Annotated in this window: 14 protein-coding genes and 1 other RNA gene; 5 read left to right on the top strand and 10 right to left on the bottom strand. The window is 69.8% G+C overall.

The genetic code is table 11. The annotated features are described in order from the left end of the window. Nucleotides 1-191 precede the first annotated feature (191 nt). The 3 genes from AOP78_RS04375 to rnpB all read left to right on the top strand — a co-directional run bounded on the left by AOP78_RS04375 (nucleotide 192) and on the right by rnpB (nucleotide 4,768). Nucleotides 192-1,496 (top strand): MFS transporter, encoded by a 1,305-nt coding sequence (locus tag AOP78_RS04375; RefSeq protein WP_083979833.1) that lies wholly within the window; start codon nucleotides 192-194, stop codon nucleotides 1,494-1,496. Next, nucleotides 1,493-4,147, top strand: coding sequence for an alpha-L-rhamnosidase (locus tag AOP78_RS04380; protein WP_062202007.1), 2,655 nt, complete (start codon nucleotides 1,493-1,495; stop codon nucleotides 4,145-4,147). The genes AOP78_RS04375 and AOP78_RS04380 overlap by 4 nt, the downstream gene beginning before the upstream one ends. A 253-nt stretch (nucleotides 4,148-4,400) precedes the next feature. Then, nucleotides 4,401-4,768: RNase P RNA component class A (rnpB, locus tag AOP78_RS04385), an RNA gene on the top strand. Nucleotides 4,769-4,790: 22 nt separating this feature from the next. Here rnpB and AOP78_RS04390 read toward each other — a convergent pair. Then, nucleotides 4,791-5,072: a potassium channel family protein gene (locus AOP78_RS04390; protein WP_062202008.1), complete on the bottom strand. Its 282-nt coding sequence runs from the start codon at nucleotides 5,070-5,072 to the stop codon at nucleotides 4,791-4,793. Nucleotides 5,073-5,186: 114 nt separating this feature from the next. Next, nucleotides 5,187-7,316 carry a sensor domain-containing protein gene (locus AOP78_RS04395; protein ID WP_062202009.1) on the bottom strand — a complete coding sequence of 710 codons (2,130 nt, stop codon included), beginning with the start codon at nucleotides 7,314-7,316 and terminating at the stop codon, nucleotides 5,187-5,189. A 205-nt stretch (nucleotides 7,317-7,521) separates the two neighbouring features. On the opposite strand from AOP78_RS04395, the gene AOP78_RS04400 reads away from it, so the two are divergent. After that, the gene (locus AOP78_RS04400; RefSeq protein WP_062202010.1) at nucleotides 7,522-8,832 is read left to right on the top strand and encodes a S1C family serine protease; all 1,311 of its coding nucleotides are present in this window, start codon (nucleotides 7,522-7,524) and stop codon (nucleotides 8,830-8,832) included. A gap of 66 nt (nucleotides 8,833-8,898) precedes the next feature. Here AOP78_RS04400 and AOP78_RS04405 read toward each other — a convergent pair whose 3' ends face one another. From AOP78_RS04405 to AOP78_RS04425, 5 genes are all read right to left on the bottom strand, one after another. After that, nucleotides 8,899-10,506: a methyl-accepting chemotaxis protein gene (locus tag AOP78_RS04405; protein ID WP_062202011.1), complete on the bottom strand. Its 1,608-nt coding sequence runs from the start codon at nucleotides 10,504-10,506 to the stop codon at nucleotides 8,899-8,901. A 106-nt stretch (nucleotides 10,507-10,612) separates the two neighbouring features. Next, complete coding sequence (locus AOP78_RS04410; RefSeq protein WP_062202012.1) at nucleotides 10,613-10,894, bottom strand: hypothetical protein; 282 nt, start codon at nucleotides 10,892-10,894, stop codon at nucleotides 10,613-10,615. Nucleotides 10,895-10,996: 102 nt separating this feature from the next. Beyond that, nucleotides 10,997-12,667: an amidohydrolase gene (locus AOP78_RS04415; RefSeq protein WP_236685293.1), complete on the bottom strand. Its 1,671-nt coding sequence runs from the start codon at nucleotides 12,665-12,667 to the stop codon at nucleotides 10,997-10,999. 146 nt (nucleotides 12,668-12,813) lie between these two features. Next, nucleotides 12,814-13,998 carry an aminotransferase class I/II-fold pyridoxal phosphate-dependent enzyme gene (locus AOP78_RS04420; protein WP_201774751.1) on the bottom strand — a complete coding sequence of 395 codons (1,185 nt, stop codon included), beginning with the start codon at nucleotides 13,996-13,998 and terminating at the stop codon, nucleotides 12,814-12,816. Then, complete coding sequence (locus AOP78_RS04425) at nucleotides 13,995-14,894, bottom strand: ketopantoate reductase family protein (RefSeq protein ID WP_062202014.1); 900 nt, start codon at nucleotides 14,892-14,894, stop codon at nucleotides 13,995-13,997. Before AOP78_RS04425 ends, AOP78_RS04420 begins: the two co-directional genes overlap by 4 nt. Nucleotides 14,895-15,005: 111 nt before the next feature. Here AOP78_RS04425 and AOP78_RS04430 point away from each other — a divergent pair, with 111 nt between their 5' ends. Continuing rightward, nucleotides 15,006-15,458 (top strand): Lrp/AsnC family transcriptional regulator, encoded by a 453-nt coding sequence (locus tag AOP78_RS04430; protein WP_062202015.1) that lies wholly within the window; start codon nucleotides 15,006-15,008, stop codon nucleotides 15,456-15,458. Nucleotides 15,459-15,623: 165 nt separating this feature from the next. On the opposite strand, the gene AOP78_RS04435 is transcribed toward AOP78_RS04430, so the two are convergent. Genes AOP78_RS04435 through AOP78_RS04445 form a run of 3 tightly spaced genes read right to left on the bottom strand, consistent with a single transcriptional unit; the run spans nucleotide 15,624 to nucleotide 18,164 of the window. Then, entirely contained in the window at nucleotides 15,624-16,481 is an 858-nt protein-coding gene (locus AOP78_RS04435; RefSeq protein ID WP_062202016.1) for a fumarylacetoacetate hydrolase family protein, read from the bottom strand. Next, the gene (locus tag AOP78_RS04440) at nucleotides 16,478-17,353 is read right to left on the bottom strand and encodes a fumarylacetoacetate hydrolase family protein (protein ID WP_062202017.1); all 876 of its coding nucleotides are present in this window, start codon (nucleotides 17,351-17,353) and stop codon (nucleotides 16,478-16,480) included. The genes AOP78_RS04435 and AOP78_RS04440 overlap by 4 nt, the downstream gene beginning before the upstream one ends. A gap of 31 nt (nucleotides 17,354-17,384) precedes the next feature. Further along, nucleotides 17,385-18,164, bottom strand: a complete 780-nt coding sequence (locus tag AOP78_RS04445) for an SDR family NAD(P)-dependent oxidoreductase (RefSeq protein WP_062202018.1) — start codon at nucleotides 18,162-18,164, stop codon at nucleotides 17,385-17,387. Nucleotides 18,165-18,214: the final 50 nt, after the last annotated feature.

Consider the following 18,214-nt stretch of genomic DNA (forward strand, 5'->3'; position numbering starts at 1 on the left):
TGGTCCTGGGCGAGGGGCGATGGCGGCGCCCGCCATTGGATCGTTTCAACAGTCGTGCTCAGAGTTCGTGCAGCGAGTGCCACATCGACTTGACAACCGGTTTGACTGTCGCGTTGAATGCAGGACTTGAAGCGCTTCAATTGCGAGGCGCGGCCCGCAGAGCAGCGGGAGCAACGGAAGAGGATTCAACGATGAGTGCCGAATCAACAAGCAAGATCCCGGGCAAGGTCTGGTACCGCTCCGGAGTCGCAGGAATGGCGTCCTACCTCGATGCCGCCGCGATCATCTCCACGGGTACGGCTCTGGTGCTGTACATGGACCCCATGGGGATCACGGAGGGGCAGGTCGGCCAGCTGTCCGCGATCCTGACGTTCCTCATGGCCCTCGGTGCGCTGGTCGGTGGCCGCCTCGCCGACATGTACGGACGCAAGCGCGTGTTCCTCGCGACCATGTCGCTCTACGTCGTCGGTGCCGGCATCATGGCTCTCGCCCCGTCGGTGACGATCCTCTACCTCGGCGTCGCGCTCCTCGGCTTCGCCGTAGGCGCCGACCTTCCCGCGTCGCTCGCGATGATCGCCGAGGAGGCGCCGCCGGAGCACCGCGGCAAGCTCATCTCGTTCTCTCACATCCTGTGGCTGGTCGGCATCCTCGCCTCGCAGCTTCTCGCCATGGTCATCGGCGGCATGGGGCAGGCCGGCGGCCAGATCCTGTACCTGCACCTCGTGATCGTCGCCGCCGCCGTCCTCATCCTCCGCGCGAGCCTCCCCGAGTCCCACCGATGGGCCGCTCAGCACGAGGCCGCTGCGGCCGCGCCGTCCGCCGAGCTGGGTCTCGGTGGCCTCAAGCAGCTCGTCAAGGGCCCGTACCTGTGGCCCATGGTCACCGTCGCGCTGTTCTACGCGCTCGTCAACATCGGCGCCAACACCGGTGGCCAGTTCACCACCTACATGTACGTCACGCTCGCCGGCTCCACCGTGTCCTTCGCCTCCCTGATCAGCTTCGTGACCTTCGGCATCGCCTTCGTCGCGACCTACTTCCTCATGAGGATCGTCGACGGCAGCAACCGCATGCGGTGGTTCAAGATCATGGCCGTCGCGTACGCGGTCGGCAGCCTCGTGCCCGCGATCTTCGGCGTCCAGGTGTGGTCGCTGGTGCTGATGGGCATCTTCTCCTCGATCGCTGGCGCCGTCGCCGGCGAGCCGATGTTCAAGGTGTGGGCCCAGGAGCTCATCTCCACCACCTACCGCTCGACCGCGCAGGGCTTCATGATCTTCTTCACCCGTGTGGTCGCGGCCCTGGTCGCGCTGTGGACGCCGACGATCCTCGCGGTGAGCCCGAGCGTGCTGTTCATCTTCGTCGCGGTGTGCATCGCGGTGGGTGGCCTGCTCGGAGTCTTCGTCATCGACAAGTTCCCGCGCGTCGCCGACGAGGAGGACTCGATCGACGCCCTCGAGGGCGCGGTCTCCGAGTCCGCGCCCGTGAACGAGGCCCTGTGAGCCTCGTGTCGGGCCCGACTTCGACCGTCCCGGTGCTCCGCTTCGAGCACCGGGACGGTCCCGTCCTCGACCTCGGCGAGGAGCGGCCGCGACTGTCCTGGACCGGAGCAGACCCGTCGGCGCGCCAGGTCGCCTACGAGCTCGCCTGGTCCGTGACCACGCTCGGGGGCATGCGTCTGGACGACGGCGCGGTGCTCGTCGAGTCGTCTACGTCCGTGCTGGTGCCTTGGCCTGGCGCGAACCTCGCCGCGGGGACGCACGCGGAGGCTCGCGTCCGCGTGCGCGGCGCCACAGGGGAGTGGAGCGCCTGGAGCGAGCCCGCGATCGCCGAGCGCTCGCTCGCGCCCGCCGACTGGGTCGCGAGGCTCGTCGGCCCCGGCTACGAGGAGGAGGCCGAGGGCGACCGCACCCCGCCGCTGCTCCGCGCCGACTTCCACATCCCCGGGTCGGAGGTGCGCGCCGCGCGCCTGCACCTGACCGCTCACGGGCTCGTGCGCGCCGAGATCAACGGCCGCCGCACGACCGAGGACACCCTGCTTCCCGGCTGGACCCCCTACGCGGACCGCCTGCGCGTGCACGTCAGCGACGTGACCGACCTGGTGCGCCCCGGCGACAACGCGCTCGGCGTCGCCCTGGCCGACGGCTGGTTCCGCGGCCGCTTCGGATTCGAGGGCGGCACCCGCGACATCTACGGCAGCCACGTGGGCGTGCTCGCCCAGCTGATCGTCGAGACCGACGAAGGCACGAGCGTCGTCTCCTCCGACGGGACGTGGCGCTCCGCGCCGGGGCCGCTGACGCGGGCGTCGCTGTACGACGGCGAACGCTTCGACGCGCGCCTCCAGCCCGTCGGCTGGAGCGAGCCCGGCTTCGACGCATCGTCCTGGAGCCCCGTGGTCGAGCACGAGCTCGACCTGACCGTCCTCGCCGCCCCCGACGGCCCGCCCGTGCGGTGCACCGAGGAGCTGCAGCCCGTGTCCATCACGGCCGACGGGGACGGCTGGCTGCTCGACTACGGCCAGAACCATGCCGGCCGCCCGCGCCTCGCCATCCCCGCGCTTCCCGAGGGCGCCGAGATTCGCATCCGCCACGCCGAGGTCCTTCAGGACGGGACACTGTGCACGCGTCCGCTGCGCCAGGCCGCGTCGACCGACGAGTTCGTCAGCGCCGGCGAGGCCGCGGTCTGGGAGCCCGACTTCACCGTCCACGGCTACCGCTACGCGCACGTCACGGGCTGGCCGGCCAAGCCCGAGCCGGCCGACATCGTCTCGCGCGTCCTGCACACCGACATGAACCGCGTCGGCTGGTTCGAATGCTCCGATCCGGCCCTCAACCGTCTTCACGAGAACGTCGTGTGGAGCCTCAGGTCCAACTTCGTGGACATCCCCACCGACTGCCCGCAGCGCGATGAGCGGCTGGGCTGGACCGGGGACATCCAGGCCTTCGCGCCCACCGCATCGTTCCTGTACGACGTGCAGGGGATGCTCGGCGACTGGCTGCGCACGCTGGCGTCCGAGCAGGAGCGGTACGGGACCGTGTCGGTGTACGTCCCGTGGATCCCCGGCGGCTTCTTCTGGAAGCCCGACCTGGACATCGCGGGCTGGGGCGATGCTTCGACTCTGGTGCCGTTCGCGCTGTACGAGGCGTCGGGGGACGAGGGCCTGCTCGCGCGGCAGTACGAGAGCGCGCGCGGCTGGGTCGAGCATGTCGAGGAGCTTGCGGGCGAGGACCGGATCTGGAACGGGAGCCTGCAGCTGGGCGACTGGCTCGACCCGACCGCGCCGCCGGACAACCCCATGGAGGCCGTCACCGACCCGTACCTCGTGTCGACCGCCTACTTCGCCAAGTCGGCAGCCGTGCTCGCCGAGATCGCGCGCATCCTCGGCCACGAGGACGATGCGGCCCGGTTCGGACTGCTGGCCGCCGAGGTCCGCGAGGCCTTCAACGCCACGTACCGACTGGACCTGGCAGGGGACCAGGACTCCTCGGCCGACACCCAGACGGCGTACGCCCTCGCGATCGCCTACGACCTGCTCGAGGACGATGCGGTCGCGCGGGCCGGCGACAGGCTCGCCGAGCTGGTGCGCGAGTCGGGCCACACGGTCGCCACGGGCTTCGCGGGCACACCGCTCGTGACGTGGGCGCTCAGCGCCACCGGGCACCTCGAGGAGGCGTACGCGCTGCTGCTGAGCCACGAGGCGCCGTCGTGGCTGTCGACTGTGGACCGCGGGGCGACCACGATCTGGGAGCGGTGGGACTCGATGCTCGCCGACGGGACCGTGAACCCCGGTGACATGACGTCGTTCAACCACTACGCGCTCGGCTCGGTCGCGAACTGGATGCATCGGGTGGTCGGCGGGCTCGCTCCCGCCGAGCCCGGGTACCGACGCATCCGCGTCGCTCCGCGTCCCGGCGGCGGGCTGACCCACGCCTCGTCCCGGCACGTGACTCCGTACGGCCTCGCGGACGTCTCGTGGATCCTGGACGACGCGTCGCTCATCGTCTCCTTCGAGGTGCCGGCCGGCACCACAGCCGAGGTCGATATCCCCGGCCTCGCGGTCCGCGAGGCCGGTCCCGGCCGCCACCAGGCGATCGTGCCGCGCGAGGACATGGAGAGGGCGCTCGCCGAGGCATCCTCCGCGGCGGTCGCCTGAGCCGTCTCCACCCGAAGGCGGGTTCCTCTTCTTGGGGCCCGCCTTCGCCGTGTGCCAAGCGCCGGGGAACGGGTCATCTCTCGAGTGCCTCGAGCCCGACGGCGTGCCTCCCTGGACGCTTTCTGACACAGGAGCGCGCGGGCGTTCCGCGTGTCGCGAGCGACACGCCGAGCGGAGCTCTCGCGCTGTGTCAGAAGGCGTCCGCGCTCGCAGCGTGGGCGCGGCGAACAGGCAGGTATCCTGGTCACGCGGATGAGTTGGCCAGGCGGTCGCGTGATCCTTCGGGATCCCGAGGAACGTCCGGGCTTCGCAGAGCAGGGTGATGGCTAACGGCCACCCGGGGTGACCCGCGGGACAGTGCCACAGAGAGAAGACCGCCCTCGCCTCACGGCGGGGGTAAGGGTGAAAGGGTGAGGTAAGAGCTCACCGCGCGACCGGTGACGGGAGCGGCAAGGTAAACCCCACCCGAAGCAAGGCCAGACAGGGAGCGTTCGAGGGCTGCTCGCCCGATGCTCCCGGGTAGGCTGCTCGAGCCCTGGAGCAATCCAGGGCCTAGATGGATGGCCGCCCCTCAGGCTCCGGTCTGAGAGACAGAACCCGGCGTATCGGCCAGCTCATCCGCCCCACTCCCGACGCCGCGCTCCTACTGTCGCCAGTGCCGACGCGCCAGGCGCGTGTTGAGGTAGGAGACGAGGATCGTGACGCCTGTCAGCAGGTAGACGACCGTGAAGAGCTTCGTGATGTCCCGCGTCGGCACGAGATCGCCGAAGCCCACCGTCGTCAGCGCCACGGTGCTGAAGTACAAGGAATCGATCCAGCCCCAGTCCTCAAGCACGTGGTAGGTCACGGTCCCGACCACGAGCAGCAGCGCCGCCGCGAGCTCGAGGCGATGGTAGGTGCGGTCGTTCGGTCCGGTCTCCGACATTGCTTCTCTCGGCGCGGCCATGGCTCCTCCGGGCGTCTCGCAGGGGTCTTCACACGTGAATGACGCTACCCGGGCGAGTCCGGCCCGTCCCGTTCGAGAGCGGGATCGGTCGACTCAGCGTGCGGACGCGGAGGCGTCAGCGAATCCGGGGAGCGCTGCAGGGATCGCGTCGATCGGCCCCGGCCGGGCGAGCAGGTAGCCCTGGCCGTAGACGCACTGCGCGGTGCGTACCTCCTCGAGCTGAGCGGGGGACTCGATGCCCTCGGCCACGGTCGGGAGCCCGAGCGTCCTCGCGAGCCCGATGATCGCGTGCAGGAACGCACTGTCGCCTCCGTCGGAGCCGACGGGGCTCACGAACGCCTGGTCGATCTTCATCATGTCCACCGGGAGGTCGCGCAGTCGGCTGAGCGAGGAGTAGCCCGTGCCGAAGTCATCGATCGCCACGCGCACCCCGTGTGCGCGCAGCGCGCTCAAGGTCGCGCGGCTGCCCTCCTCGAGGAGCAGGCCTTCGGTGACCTCGAGCACGAGGCAGGACGGCTCGATCCCCTGATCGTGGAGGACCATGACGACGAAGTCGGGGAAGGTCTCATCCTCGAGCTGGAGGGGGGAGACGTTGACGGTGACGAAGGCGTCGCCACCGGTGTCCTCGCGCCACCGCGCCAGCTCGGCGCACGCGCGCACGACGACCTGCTTGCCCAGCTCGTGGATGAGGCCCGCCTGCTCCGCGACCGGGATGAAGACCGACGGCGGTACGTATCCCAGCTCGGGGTCGGACCATCGTCCGAGCGCCTCGATCCCCGCGACCTCTCCAGACCGCAGGTCCACGATCGGCTGGAACGCGAGAGCGATCTCGCCTGCGGCGACGGCGCGCTGCAGCGCTTCCGCGAGTCGGAATTGCTCGACCGCTCCCTCATGCATCCCGGGCTCGTAGGTGGCATGGCGACCTCGGCCGCGCGCCTTCGCCTGGTACATCGCCAGATCGGCGTTGCGCAGCAGGGTCTCCGCGGTGTCTCCGGTCTCGGCGACGGCGATGCCGACGCTCGCGCCCACGATGACGGTGCCGCCGGTGAAGGGGATGGGCCGGCCGTTGAGGGAGCCCAGGATCCTGTCGGCGAGCGTCGCGGCCTCGGCCGCGCTCGCCTCTCCGAGCACGAGGGCGAACTCGTCTCCGCCCAGGCGTGCGGCCACGTCGTCCTCGCGGGTGCAGGCCTTGATCCTGCGCGCCGCGGCGACGATGACCTCGTCGCCGCTTGCGTGCCCGAACGTGTCGTTGACGTTCTTGAAGTTGTCGAGGTCGACGAAGAGCACCACGGGGCCACGGTCGCCGTCGACGGACTTCGCGAGCGCCTCGTCGACCCTCTTGCGGAACAGACCGCGGTTGGGCAGTCCGGTGAGCGAGTCGTGGTGGGCCTCGTGGCCGAGCCTCGCCTCGAGGGACTTCTCCGGAGTGACGTCCAGGAGCACTCCTTGCATGATCAGCTCGCCGGCGTGGTTGTGCGTGACGATTGCGTCGTCGCGCACCCACAGCGCGCTCCCGTCGCGGCGGAACATGCGATACGTCGCGCCGCGTCGCTCAGTCGACGGCCCCTCCTCCACCATGCGGCCCTCGATCTCCAGCACGCCGTCCAGCGCTGCGGGATCGACCTGGCGATGCCACAGAGTGGGGTCGTCCATCCACTCTTGTGCGGTGAAGCCGAGCATCGCCTCGATCTGAGGGCTCACATAGAGCCATCGTCCGGACTCGCCGGGCTCCGCCGAGTACACGACCGCCGGCACCCGCTCGACGAGCACGCGGTAGCGCTCCTCCGCTGCGCGCAGCTCGTGCTCGAGGCGCTTGCGTTCGGTGATGTCGGTCGCGATGCCGATCTCGTAGGCGGGGGAGCCGTCAGCATTCCGCACGAGGGAGACGGTCAGCGCGGTCCAGATCCACTCGCCGTCCTTGCGCCTGAACCGTTTCTCCATCTCGAAGCGGTCGATCTCGCCGGCCGCGAGACGGCGCGAGTACTCGGCGTTGATCGGGATGTCGTCCGGATGCGTGTAGTCGGCCCACGACAGCGTCTCGAACTCCTCTGTCGTGTAGCCGAGCATGCGGTGCAGGACGCCATTGGTCATCGTGGTGCGCCCGTGCTCGTCGACGAGGCCGATCCCCACGGGTGCGAGCTTGAGGATCATCTCGAGCTGTGTGAGGCGCGCGACAGTCGCGTCGGCGTGCTCTGTCGCACGCTGTGCCTCCGACTCGCTCACGCCCTACCTCCTCAGCGCCGTGGATTGGCCTCCCCATCGACCGTCTCCGCGAGTGCGTGAGTATCCGGGGTCTCGACCTCCTATCTTGCCGGTCCTGTCAAGAGGCGGACGATGCGGGACTCTGCGCAATCTCCCGGGTTCCTCCAAGCCGGTTCTTCGCAACGGAGAGTGAAGTAGAGGCAGGAGCAAACCTGAGGAGCACACGATGACCATCGAGAACTGGCAGCTGCCCGAGCCGACGCCCACGCCCACCACGACGGCACGTGAGCCCTTCTGGCGCAGTCGCATCGGCCGCTTCCTGGCGCTGACGGGCGTCTCGACCCTCGCGCTCACCGGCGTGGGGCTCGCGTATCTCGAGTCCACGACCGCTTCCAGCACGACAGCGGCGTCGTCGACGGACTCCACCTCCGACTCCGGCACGAACGGCGCCACCTACGGCTACCCCGAGGGCGGGAGCATGACCTACGGCGGCTACACGTACGAGTGGCCGAGCGACGGCGGCTCGGCCTCGGGCGGAGGCACGAGCGGCACGACCACGACCGACTCGACCCAGGAGGATGCGACCACCGCCTCGGATGACGAGTCCGTGGGGCTCGTCATCATCGAGACCGAGCTCGGCTACGAGGAGGCCTCCGCGGCGGGCACCGGCATCGTCCTCACGAGCGACGGCCTGGTCCTCACCAACAACCACGTGATCGAGGACTCCACCGAGATCCAGGTCACCATCGCGTCGACCGGCGAGACCTACACGGCGACCGTGGTCGGCACCGACGCGACGAACGACGTGGCGGTCCTTCAGCTCGAGGGGGCCTCGGGCCTCACGACCGCGACCCTCGACGACGACGTCGACCCCGACGTCGGCGACGCCGTGACCGCGGTCGGCAACGCCGAGGGCGGCGGCGTCCTCATGGCTGCCGACGGCTCGGTCACCGAGCTCGAGTCGACCGTGACGACCTCCTCGGAGTACACGGTCGAGGGCGAGACCCTGGACGGCATGATCGAGTTCGAGGCCGACGTGGTCTCGGGCGACTCGGGCGGCGCGCTGCTCGATGACGAGGGCGAGGTCGTCGGCATCACGACGGCAGCCTCGACGGGCCTCGCCACCACGGTCGCGTACGCCATCCCGATCGACGACGCGCTCGCGATCGTCGACCAGATCCTCGCGGGTGACGAGTCGGGCACGGTCGAGATCGGCTACCCGGCCTTCCTCGGTATCGCGATCTCCTCCGCCGGCACCACGACGTCCGGCACGCTACCCGGCCAGTCGACGGCCACGACAACGACGGACGGCGCTCAGGTCGCCTACGTCTACGACGACACGGCGGCCGCGGCGGCGGGCCTGGTCGCGGGCGACACGATCACCGCGATCGACGGCACGACGATCACGAGCGGCGACGACCTCTCGACCGCGATCTCGGGATATGAGCCCGGCGACTCCGTCACCATCACCTGGACCGACGCGAGCGGCGCGACCGAGTCGGCGACGGTGACGCTCGGCGAGGGCCCCGCGGTCTGACCCGCGCCACGAACGACGACAGCCGCCCTCCCCGCACGGGGAGGGCGGCCGTCGATGCGTCCGGGGTCAGACCGTGAACTTGTCGAGCTCGACGCGAAGCTCGACCGCCATCGTGCGGACCGAGTCGACCGAGCCGCTCATGCGGTGCACGACCTCGACGGAGTTCGCGACGCCCGCGGCGACGCTGTTGATGTTCGACGACACCTCGCCCGATCCGCCTGCGGCGTCCGCGACCGAGCGTGACATCTCGTTCGTGGTCGCGGTCTGCTCCTCGACAGCAGACGCGATCGTCATCTGGTAGTCCGCGATCTGCGCGATGATCGCGGTGATCTGGTCCATCGCGTCGACCGCGACGGTGGTGTCGGCCTGGATCGCCTCGACGCGGTTCGAGATGTCCTCGGTCGCCTTCGCGGTGGCCTGGGCGAGGTCCTTGACCTCGCCGGCGACGACGGCGAAGCCCTTGCCCGCCTCGCCGGCGCGCGCGGCCTCGATCGTGGCGTTGAGGGCGAGCAGGTTGGTCTGCTCGGCGATCTGCGTGATGAGCTTGACGACGTTGCCGATCTCGCGGCTCGAGTCGCCGAGGCGGGCGACCGACGTGTTGGTCTCGTTGACGACCTCGGTGGCCTGCGTGGCGACCTTCGCCGCCTCGTTGGCGTTCTGGGAGATCTCGCGGATCGACGCGTCCATCTGCTCCGCGCCCGAGGCGACGGTCTGCACGTTGAGGGACACCTGGTCGGACGCCGCGGCCACGAGGCCGGCCTGCTCGCTGGCGTGGGTGGACTCCTGCGCGACCTCGTCGGACGCGTTCGCGAGGTCCTCGGCCGCCAGCGCGAGCTGGGTCGCATTGCGGTCGACGCCGTTGAGGGTCGCGCGGATCGAGGCCTGTGCGGTGTCCAGGGCGCGGGACATCTGCCCGAGCTCGTCGCGGGTGTTGATGCCCGTCTCCGTGGTGAGGTCTCCGTCGGCCATCGACTCGAGCGCGGTGACGCACGTGCGCACCGGGCGGACGATGGACTGCACGAGGACGATCGCGATCAGCGCGGCGAGCACGAGCGCCGCACCGGTGACGACGGCCTGCACGATCATCGCGGTGGTCGCGGCGGCGTCCGTCTCCGCGTTCAGGGTGGCGATGTGGTCGCTCAGCAGCGTGTCGAGCGTCTCGGTCGAGGTGACGAGCGAGTCCCACGAGGTCCACAGCTCGTCGTAGAGCATGGCGTAGGCCTGAGCGGCGGACTCGGGAGAGCCCTCATCGAGCAGCGCCATGAAGGTGTCGGAGCTGTCCATGAAGGTCAGCCAGTCCGCCTGCAGGGTCTCGAAGGCCGTGATCTCCTCGCCCTCCCACGGGGTGGCGGCGAGCAGGTCCATCGTCGCCTGGGCCTCGGCGATCGCGGCGAGGGTACCGATCGCGTTGTCCGAGTCGAGGCCCTGGTCCTCACCGAGCATGGCGGCGGCGCCCATGTAGGCCTGCCAGCCGTTGATCTCGGGGTTGAAGACGCGCATGTCCGACACGTTGTCGCGCGCGCCCTGAATGAGGCTGGCCAGGTGCTGCGCGTCCTGCTGCTGCTGGGACGACACGATTCCCGTGACGGCGACGACGAGCATGAGCGCGCCGAGCGTGGCGAGCGCGATGGTGATGCGTGCGCCGACCTTCAGTCGCGATACGAGACCGATCATGGCGGAGTTCTCCTCGGAGGTTGGATGGCGCCACTGCGTCGGGGCGTAGCGCTCACCCACTCAGTCGGCCGAGGAGTGGGGGATGTGAGCGATAGCGGTGCGGACGCTACCAATCGTGAGACTTGTCGCGGCGGGCCACCTCGTCGGTGCCGAGCGCGCCGACGAGCGCCGCGGTCTCGATGTTGCGCAGGAAATGTCGCGCTCCCTGGAGCGCCCTCAGCAGGCCGACGGCGAGCAGCCCGAGGCCGAGGACGACGCCGATCGTCACCATGTCGGGCCAGAACAGCATCGAGACGATGGCGATGGCCGCGTACGTGACCGGGCCTGCGACGAAGGCGATCAGCAGGCCGGAGACGATCTCATCCGTGCCGCGTGTGAGCCTGAGCATCTTCCACTCCTCTTCGAGTAGTCGACAGTCCTGGGGTGGACTACTCCGATGCTAGCGAAACTCACCGCGTTTATCACGGTTTGGTAACGGCCGCGGGCGTCCTCACGCCTCGCGCGCGAACACCTCGACGCCGTCGACGAAGGTGTGGTCGACCTTGGTCAGGCCTATCTCCTCGGTCGGGGCGGCGAGCAGGTCGCGGTCGAGCACCACGAGGTCGGCGGCCGCGCCGATCCGGATCGCGCCCGAGGAGCCCTCGAGCCGGTTGAGCCACGTCGAGCCCGCGGTGTACGCGCGCAGCATCGGAATGAGCGGGATCCCCTGGTCCTTGCCGAGCGGCTCGGTGTCGGACGATGCGCCCGTCTCCTTGCGGTTGACGGCCACGTGGATCGCCTCGAGCGGGTTGGGCGTCGAGACGGGCCAGTCGGAGCCTCCCGCGAACGGCGCGCCCGCGCGCAGCAGCTCGCCGAACGGGTACATGCGCTCCGCCCGCTCCTCGCCGACGTACGGCATGGTGAGGGCATCGGTCTGCGGGTCGTGCGCGGCCCACAGCGCCTGAATGTTCGCGGTGACGCCGAGCTCGCCGAAGCGCGGGATCTCGGCCTCGTCGATGAACTGCAGATGGACGATGTGGTGGCGCAGGTCGCGGTCGCCGTTCGCCTCGCGCGCGGCCTGGTAGGCGTCCAGGGAGTCGCGCACGGCGCGATCGCCGAGGGCGTGGATGTGGACCTGGAAGCCGGCGGCGTCGAGCGCGACCGTCACCCGGGTGAGCAGCTCGGGGGAGAGGAACGGGATGCCTCGGTTGCCGGTCGGGTTCCCCTCGCCGTCGAGGTACGGCTCGAGCATCGAGGCCGTGTACGTCTCCGCGACGCCGTCGACCATGACCTTGACCGAGTGGATCCCGTACCGGGTGCCCGCAGCGTTGGCCTCGTCCCGGATCGCGACCAGGCGCGCGACCTCGTCCGCGACGCCCTCGGCCTGGACGTTGGGGTCCCACCACAGCGACGCCCTCACCTTGGCGGTGAGGGAGCCCGACGCGTCGGCGCGCACGTACGCGAGGTGGGGCTCGGGCTCGACGTCGTAGGGCTTGAGGAAGACGTCCTGCCACCCGACGAGGCCGAGCGACGCGAGGTACTCGGCGGCGGTCGCGAGTCCGGCGTCGTACTGCGCGGGCGTGTACGCGGGCATGACCGCCTCGACCAGCTTCATCGCGTGCTCGTGCAGCATCCCGGTGGGCTCGCCGTCGGGGTCGCGCTCGATGCGGCCGCCGGTCGGGTCAGGGGTGCTGGCGTCGACCCCGGCGAGGCGCAGCGCGTCGGTGCTCACCCATGCGGAGTGGTGGTCCCTGTTGGGCAGGAACGCGGGGCGCGCGCCGACGATCTCGTCGAGGGACTCGCGCCGCGCGAGCCCGTTCGGGAAGGACTCCATCGACCAGCCGCCACCGACGAGCCAGCCGTCGGGGTGAGCGGCGTGGTAGTCGGCGATGACCGTGTAGCACTCCTCCGCGGTGTCCTCGCCGGTGAGGTCGCACGCGTTGCGCTCGCGGCCGCCCTGGAAGGCGTGGATGTGCGCGTCCACGAAGCCAGGCATGAGGGTGCGACCTGCGAGGTCGATCACCCGGTCCGCATCGTCCAGGAAGGCGGCGACCTCATCGTCCCCGATCGCGACGATCACGCCGTCCTTGACGGCGACCGAGGCCGCGTAGGGCGCCTCGACGTCGCCGTCGAGAACGTCCTCGGTGAGGATCGAGCCGTTGCGGAAGATCGTTGTGGTCACAGGCGCTCCCTGTCGTGTCGTGGGGGGACACGATCAACGTAGGGGATCGCGTGTTTCCGTCGCGTGTCGGCGAGTTCGCCCTGGAATCAGCGGCGATCAGTCTCGATCGACGAGGATGTCGGCAGCGCGTGGCCCTCAAGGCCGCGTCAGTCGGCGCGCAGGGACTCCAGCCAGCGGCCCAGGCGCTCGATCCCCTCGACGATGTCCTCGCGCGATGCCGCATACGACAGCCGCACGTGCGTGTCGCCGTGGGTCGGTCCGAAGTCGAGCCCGGGGGTCAGAGACACGTGCGCCTCGGCGAGCGCCCGCGCGCAGAAGGTCGCGGAGTCGAGACCGGTCGAGGAGATGTCAGGGAATGCGTAGAACGCGCCGTTGGGCTCGGAGTCCACGGGAATGCCGATGCGCTCGAGGCCCTCGAGCATGAGCGCGCGGCGCTCGAGCAGGTCGAGACGGCGCTTCTCGGCCTCGGCGAGCACCTCGGGCTCGAAGCACGCGAGCGCGGCGTGCTGCGCGGGCACCTGCGGGCCCAGGAAGAAGTCGACGGCGAGCGCCTCCATGGACTCGAGCAGGGCCTCGGGGACGATGCACCAGCCCAGCCGCCAGCCGGTCATCCCGAAGTACTTGGAGAAGCTGCTCACGACGATCGCGTCGGGGTCGTGCACGAGCGCGGTCTCGGGGGCCGTGCCGTCGGGGCGCGGATCGGCGCCGTCGAGGTAGATCTCGTCGACGATGCGCCACGCGCCGCGCTCCTTCGCGATGTCGCAGATCGCGGCGAGCTCACCGGAGGGCAGCGAGGTGCCGGTCGGATTCGACGGCGACGCGATCATGACCGCCCGGGTGCCGTCCGTCCAGTGCTCGCGCACCATGTCGGCGGTCAGCTGGTAGCGCGACTCGGGCGTGGTGGGCACGGCGATGAGGTTGCCGCCGAAGGCGAGCACGAGCTCGCGGTTCGGCAGGTACGTGGGGTCGGCGAGCATGACGTCGGAGCCGGGGTCCACCGTGGCCGCGGCGATGAGCAGCAGCGCGGAGGATGCTCCCGACGTGATGATGATGCGGCGGGGGTCCACGTCGACGCCGTGGCGGTCCCGGTAGAACTGCGCGATCCTGGCGCGCAGCGCGCGCGAGCCGGTCGGCACGCCGTAGGGCAGGGGGCGGCCGTCCATCGTGTCGATCATCGCCTTGAGGACGGGCTCGGACGCGCCGAAGTCGGGCTCGCCGATGTTGAAGCGGACGACGTGGTGGCCCGCCTGCTCGAGCTCGTCCGCCGCGGCGATGAGCTCCATCGCGTGGAACGGCTCGACGTTCTGGGCGCGCTGGGAGATGCGCATCATGCCTCCTCGGGGCGGAGCGCTCCGAGGAGCGCCAGGATGACGGTGTTCACGGGAACGTCGACGCCGTGCTTGGCGGCGACGCGGACGACGGCGCCGGTGAGCGCGTCGTGCTCGATCGGGCGGCCCGCCATCACGTCCTCGCGCATCGACGACGTGTTGTTGGCGGGCGCTGCGGCCTGAAGCCACGCGACCACCGCGTCGGCCTGCTCGGGCGAGACGTCGGCGCCCTCGGCGCGCGCGACCGCGGCGACCTCGCGCGTGATCTGCCTCGCGACGTCGGCGATCGCGGGATCGAGCAGCACGGGCGCGCGGCGGCGGGTGAGCGCAGTCAGGCTGTTGCCTGCGCAGTTGATCATCATCTTGGTCCACAGGACCTCGAGGAAGTCCTCGGCGGCGTTCGTGCGCATGCCGCCCGCGGTGAGGATCTCGGCGAGTGCCGCGCCCGAGCCCGCTGCGGGAAGGGCGATGTCGTGCTCGCCCACGCGCCGCATCGTCGCTGTGCCTGGGGCGGTCCTCTCGACGTTGAGATACACGATCGCTGGAATCGCCTCGGCATCGCCGATGTGCGGCGCGACGCGGGCGACCTGCTCCACTCCGTTCTGGGCCACGAGGATGGTCGCGCCGGCATCGGCGCCCGCGCGGAGCCAGTCGGCTACCGCATCGGTCGCGTAGGCCTTGACTGCGATCACCATGACGTCGATGTCGCCCAGCTCCGCGGGCGCGTCGACGTGGGTCGCTGACCAGGTCTGCGCGGCACCGTCCTCGACGATCGTGATGCTCTCGACCGGGGTGCGGCCGCCGCACAGGAGGATCGCGCTGCCCGCCCGCGCGAAGGCCGAGCCGATCGCGAGGCCGATAGCCCCGGCTCCCACGATGGCGACTGACGGTGCGGGCACTGCGGACCTCCGAACTCGGCTGGGGACTCACCAGAGAACCTACTCGCGATCCGCTGAAATGTGCTTCCAAGTTCTGTGCGGTGATCGGCGTCAGATGAGAGAATTTGCCCTATGGATGCCATCGACAGGGAAATTCTTGCCACGCTGCAGAACGAGGGGCGTATCAGCGCCACAGAGCTCGCTCAGCGTGTCGGTCTGAGCCTCTCGCCGTGCCATCGCCGGCTCAAGGCGCTCGAGGACGCGGGCGTGATCCGTCGCTACCGTGCCGAGCTGGACCCTCAGCGCGTCGACCTGACCTTCTCGACGCTGGTCTCCGTGACGCTGCAGAGCGTGGTGCCCGGCGACTTCCTCGAGTTCGAGCAGCGGCTGACGGACTTGCCCGAGGTGGTGCAGGCGCAGCGGCTGTTCGGCAACCCGGACTACATGCTCCACGTCGTGTGCAGGGACCTGCAGGCGTTCCAGGAGCTCACCGACACCAGGCTGTCGGCGCTGCCCGGTGTGCAGCGGCTCGACTCGACCCTCGTGATGAAGGACGTGGTCCCGTATCGGGGCCTGCCGGTGTAGCGGCGCAGGGCGGGTGAGTCCAGTCGCGCTGGGCGTCGAGTCTCGAGGCGAGGTCGCCGCCCGCTGACCGGGCGGACGGCGACCTCGGCGCGCCGGCAGGAGTGGCCGGCGCGGAACCCGGCGGCCATGGGGAGGAGAGGATCTCGGCCGTCGGGACGGGTGCGGTCAGCGGAAGCGCGTCGTGATCGTCCCGACCGACTCGATCGCGCTCGTGAGCGTCTCTCCGGGCCGAAGGAAGCGCGGCGGCGTCCTCCTGTTGCCGATGCCGGCAGGCGTGCCCGAGAAGATGAGGTCGCCGGGCATGAGCGTGACGACGGCGGACAGCCGCGCCATCAGCTCGGGGATGTCGTAGATCATCCGCGCCGTCCTGCTGTCCTGCATCGTCTCCCCGTCGATCGCGCACGAGATCGCGAGATCCGTCGGGTCGGGCACCTCGTCGAGCGTGACGATCCACGGCCCGGTGGGGGAGAAGCCCGGATGCGACTTCGCGAGGGAGAACTGCGGCTTGCTGCCCTCGAGCTGGGCGACCCGCTCGGACAGGTCCTGGCCGACCATGAGGCCCGCGACGTGGTCCCACGCCTCGTCGCGGTCGATCGCGTGGCCGCCCAGGCCGATCACGACGACGAGCTCGACCTCCCAGTCGACGTGGCCCTCGGGCAGATCGACCGTCGCGTCGGGGCCCGTGAGGCTCGACGCGAACTTCGTGAACGTCACGGGCATGCTGTCGGGCGGGTAGCCGGCCTCGTCCGCGTGCTCGCGATAGTTCACGCCGATCGCGAAGATCTGCGCGGGTCGGGGGACCGGCGGGCCCAGGCGTGCGGGATCCACCGGTGCTGCCGCATCGTCCCCAGCCGCCGCATCGTCCTGGCCGAGCGTCTCCGCCCAGGCGACGAAGGCCTCCCAGTCGGCGAAGGCCGACATCGGGTCGGGGCCGAAGCGTCCGTCGGACGCGGCGGCGACGTCGACCGCCGCCCCGTCCCCCGTGATGAGGGCGAGGCGACCGTCGAGGTTGGCGACTCTCACCAGTCGACCCTCTGCGGCGCCGGCTCGCCGTGCGCCTCCTCCCAGGAGACGACCTTGTTGCGCAGCGTGCCGATGCCCTCGATCTGAGCCTCGACGACGTCGCCGGGCTGGAGATAGAAGTCGAAGGGGTTGGGCTGCACCGCCGCGACGCCCGAGATGGTGCCCGTGGTGATGAGGTCGCCCGCGGAGTAGATCTGGGGAGAGTGGTACGCGACCAGGTGCGGCCACAAGATGCGGGTCTTGTTGGTGTTGCCCTGCTGGCGGACCTCGCCGTTGACGCGCAGCTCCATGGCGAGGTTGTGCATGTCGGGGATCTCGTCCTTCGTGACGATCCACGGGCCGATGGGGCAGAACGTATCGATGCCCTTCGAGAAGGAGAACACTCCCGACTCCATCTCCTTGCGCTGGATGTCGCGCGCCGTGATGTCGTTGAACACCGTGAAGCCCGCGATGTAGTCCTCGGCCTCCTCGGGGCCGAAGAACTTTCCCGACTTGCCGATGACGATCGCGAGCTCGAGCTCGTAGTCGAGCTCCTTGGTCAGCCCCTCGGGGTAGACGATGTCGTCGTCGGGGCCGATGATCGCGTCGAGGTTCTGGAAGAAGACGATGCCCTTGTGGACCGGGTGCGACCAGTCGACTGCGGTGAGCTCGTTGTGGTGATCGATGAAGTTGCCCGCGGTGTGGAAGAACTTCTTGGGGTGGATCGGTGCGCGCAGGCGCACGTCCTCGTAACGCAGGCGCTCGCCGGTCTCGCCGACCTTGCCCTCGCGTTCGAAGTACTCGCGCGTGGACGGGACGTCGAGCTCGATGACGACGCCCTCCTCGAGCTCGAGGCGGCCGACGCGGCCCTCGTCGAAGGTGATGAGCTTCATGGATGTCTCCTGTTCGATCCGGGGCGTGCGCCTACGCGCCGACCATGTTGAATCCGCCGTCGGCGAGCATGTAGCCGCCCGTGAGGTGCGCCGACTCGTCGGTCGCGAGCCACAGGCACGCGCCCGCGACGAACTCGGGCGGAGGGATGTGTCCCATCGGGGTCTGCGAGATGAGCACCTCGCGGCGGCCGCTCTTCCAGTCCTCGCGCTGCAGAAGACGCTCGGTCTCCATGAAGCCGGGGGCGAAGGTGTTCACGCGCACGGCGGGGGCGAACGCCTTCGCGTAGGACTTGGTGATGCCGAGGATCGCGTACTTGGCCGCGGCGTACTGGGGTGCGCGGGGCGAGCCCTTGACGACGACCGTCGAACCGACGTTGACGATCGCGCCGTGGCCCTGCTCGAGCATGCGGGCGCCGAACTCGTGGGTCATGAGCAGGGTGCCCTTGACGTCGACGTCGATCACCGCGTCGAGGGCCTCCTGGGTGAGCTCCTTCCACGACATCTGCTCGCTCGAGACGTCGCCCACGTTGTTGACGAGCACGTCGAGCGTCCCGAAGGCCTCCCACACCTCGTCGGCCATGCGCTTGATCTGGTCCCAACTGATGATGTCGGCCTGGACCAGGATGCCGTCGCTGCCGGCCTCGCGGACCCTGGCGAGCGTGTGCTCCGCGCCGGCCTTGGAGCTGCGGTAGTGGATGGCGACCTTGGCGCCCTCCTGGGCGGCGCGGACGGCGATCTCGGCGCCGAAGCCCGTGCCTGCGCCCGTCACGAGCACGGTCTTGCCCGCGAACCGGGGGAAGATGTCGGTCATTGCTTCGTCTCCTTACACTTCATTGTGTAAAAGCAGGTTTCGGTGATTAA

The organism is Demequina salsinemoris (assembly GCF_000974805.1).
GTDB classification, from domain to species: Bacteria; Actinomycetota; Actinomycetes; order Actinomycetales; family Demequinaceae; genus Demequina; species Demequina salsinemoris.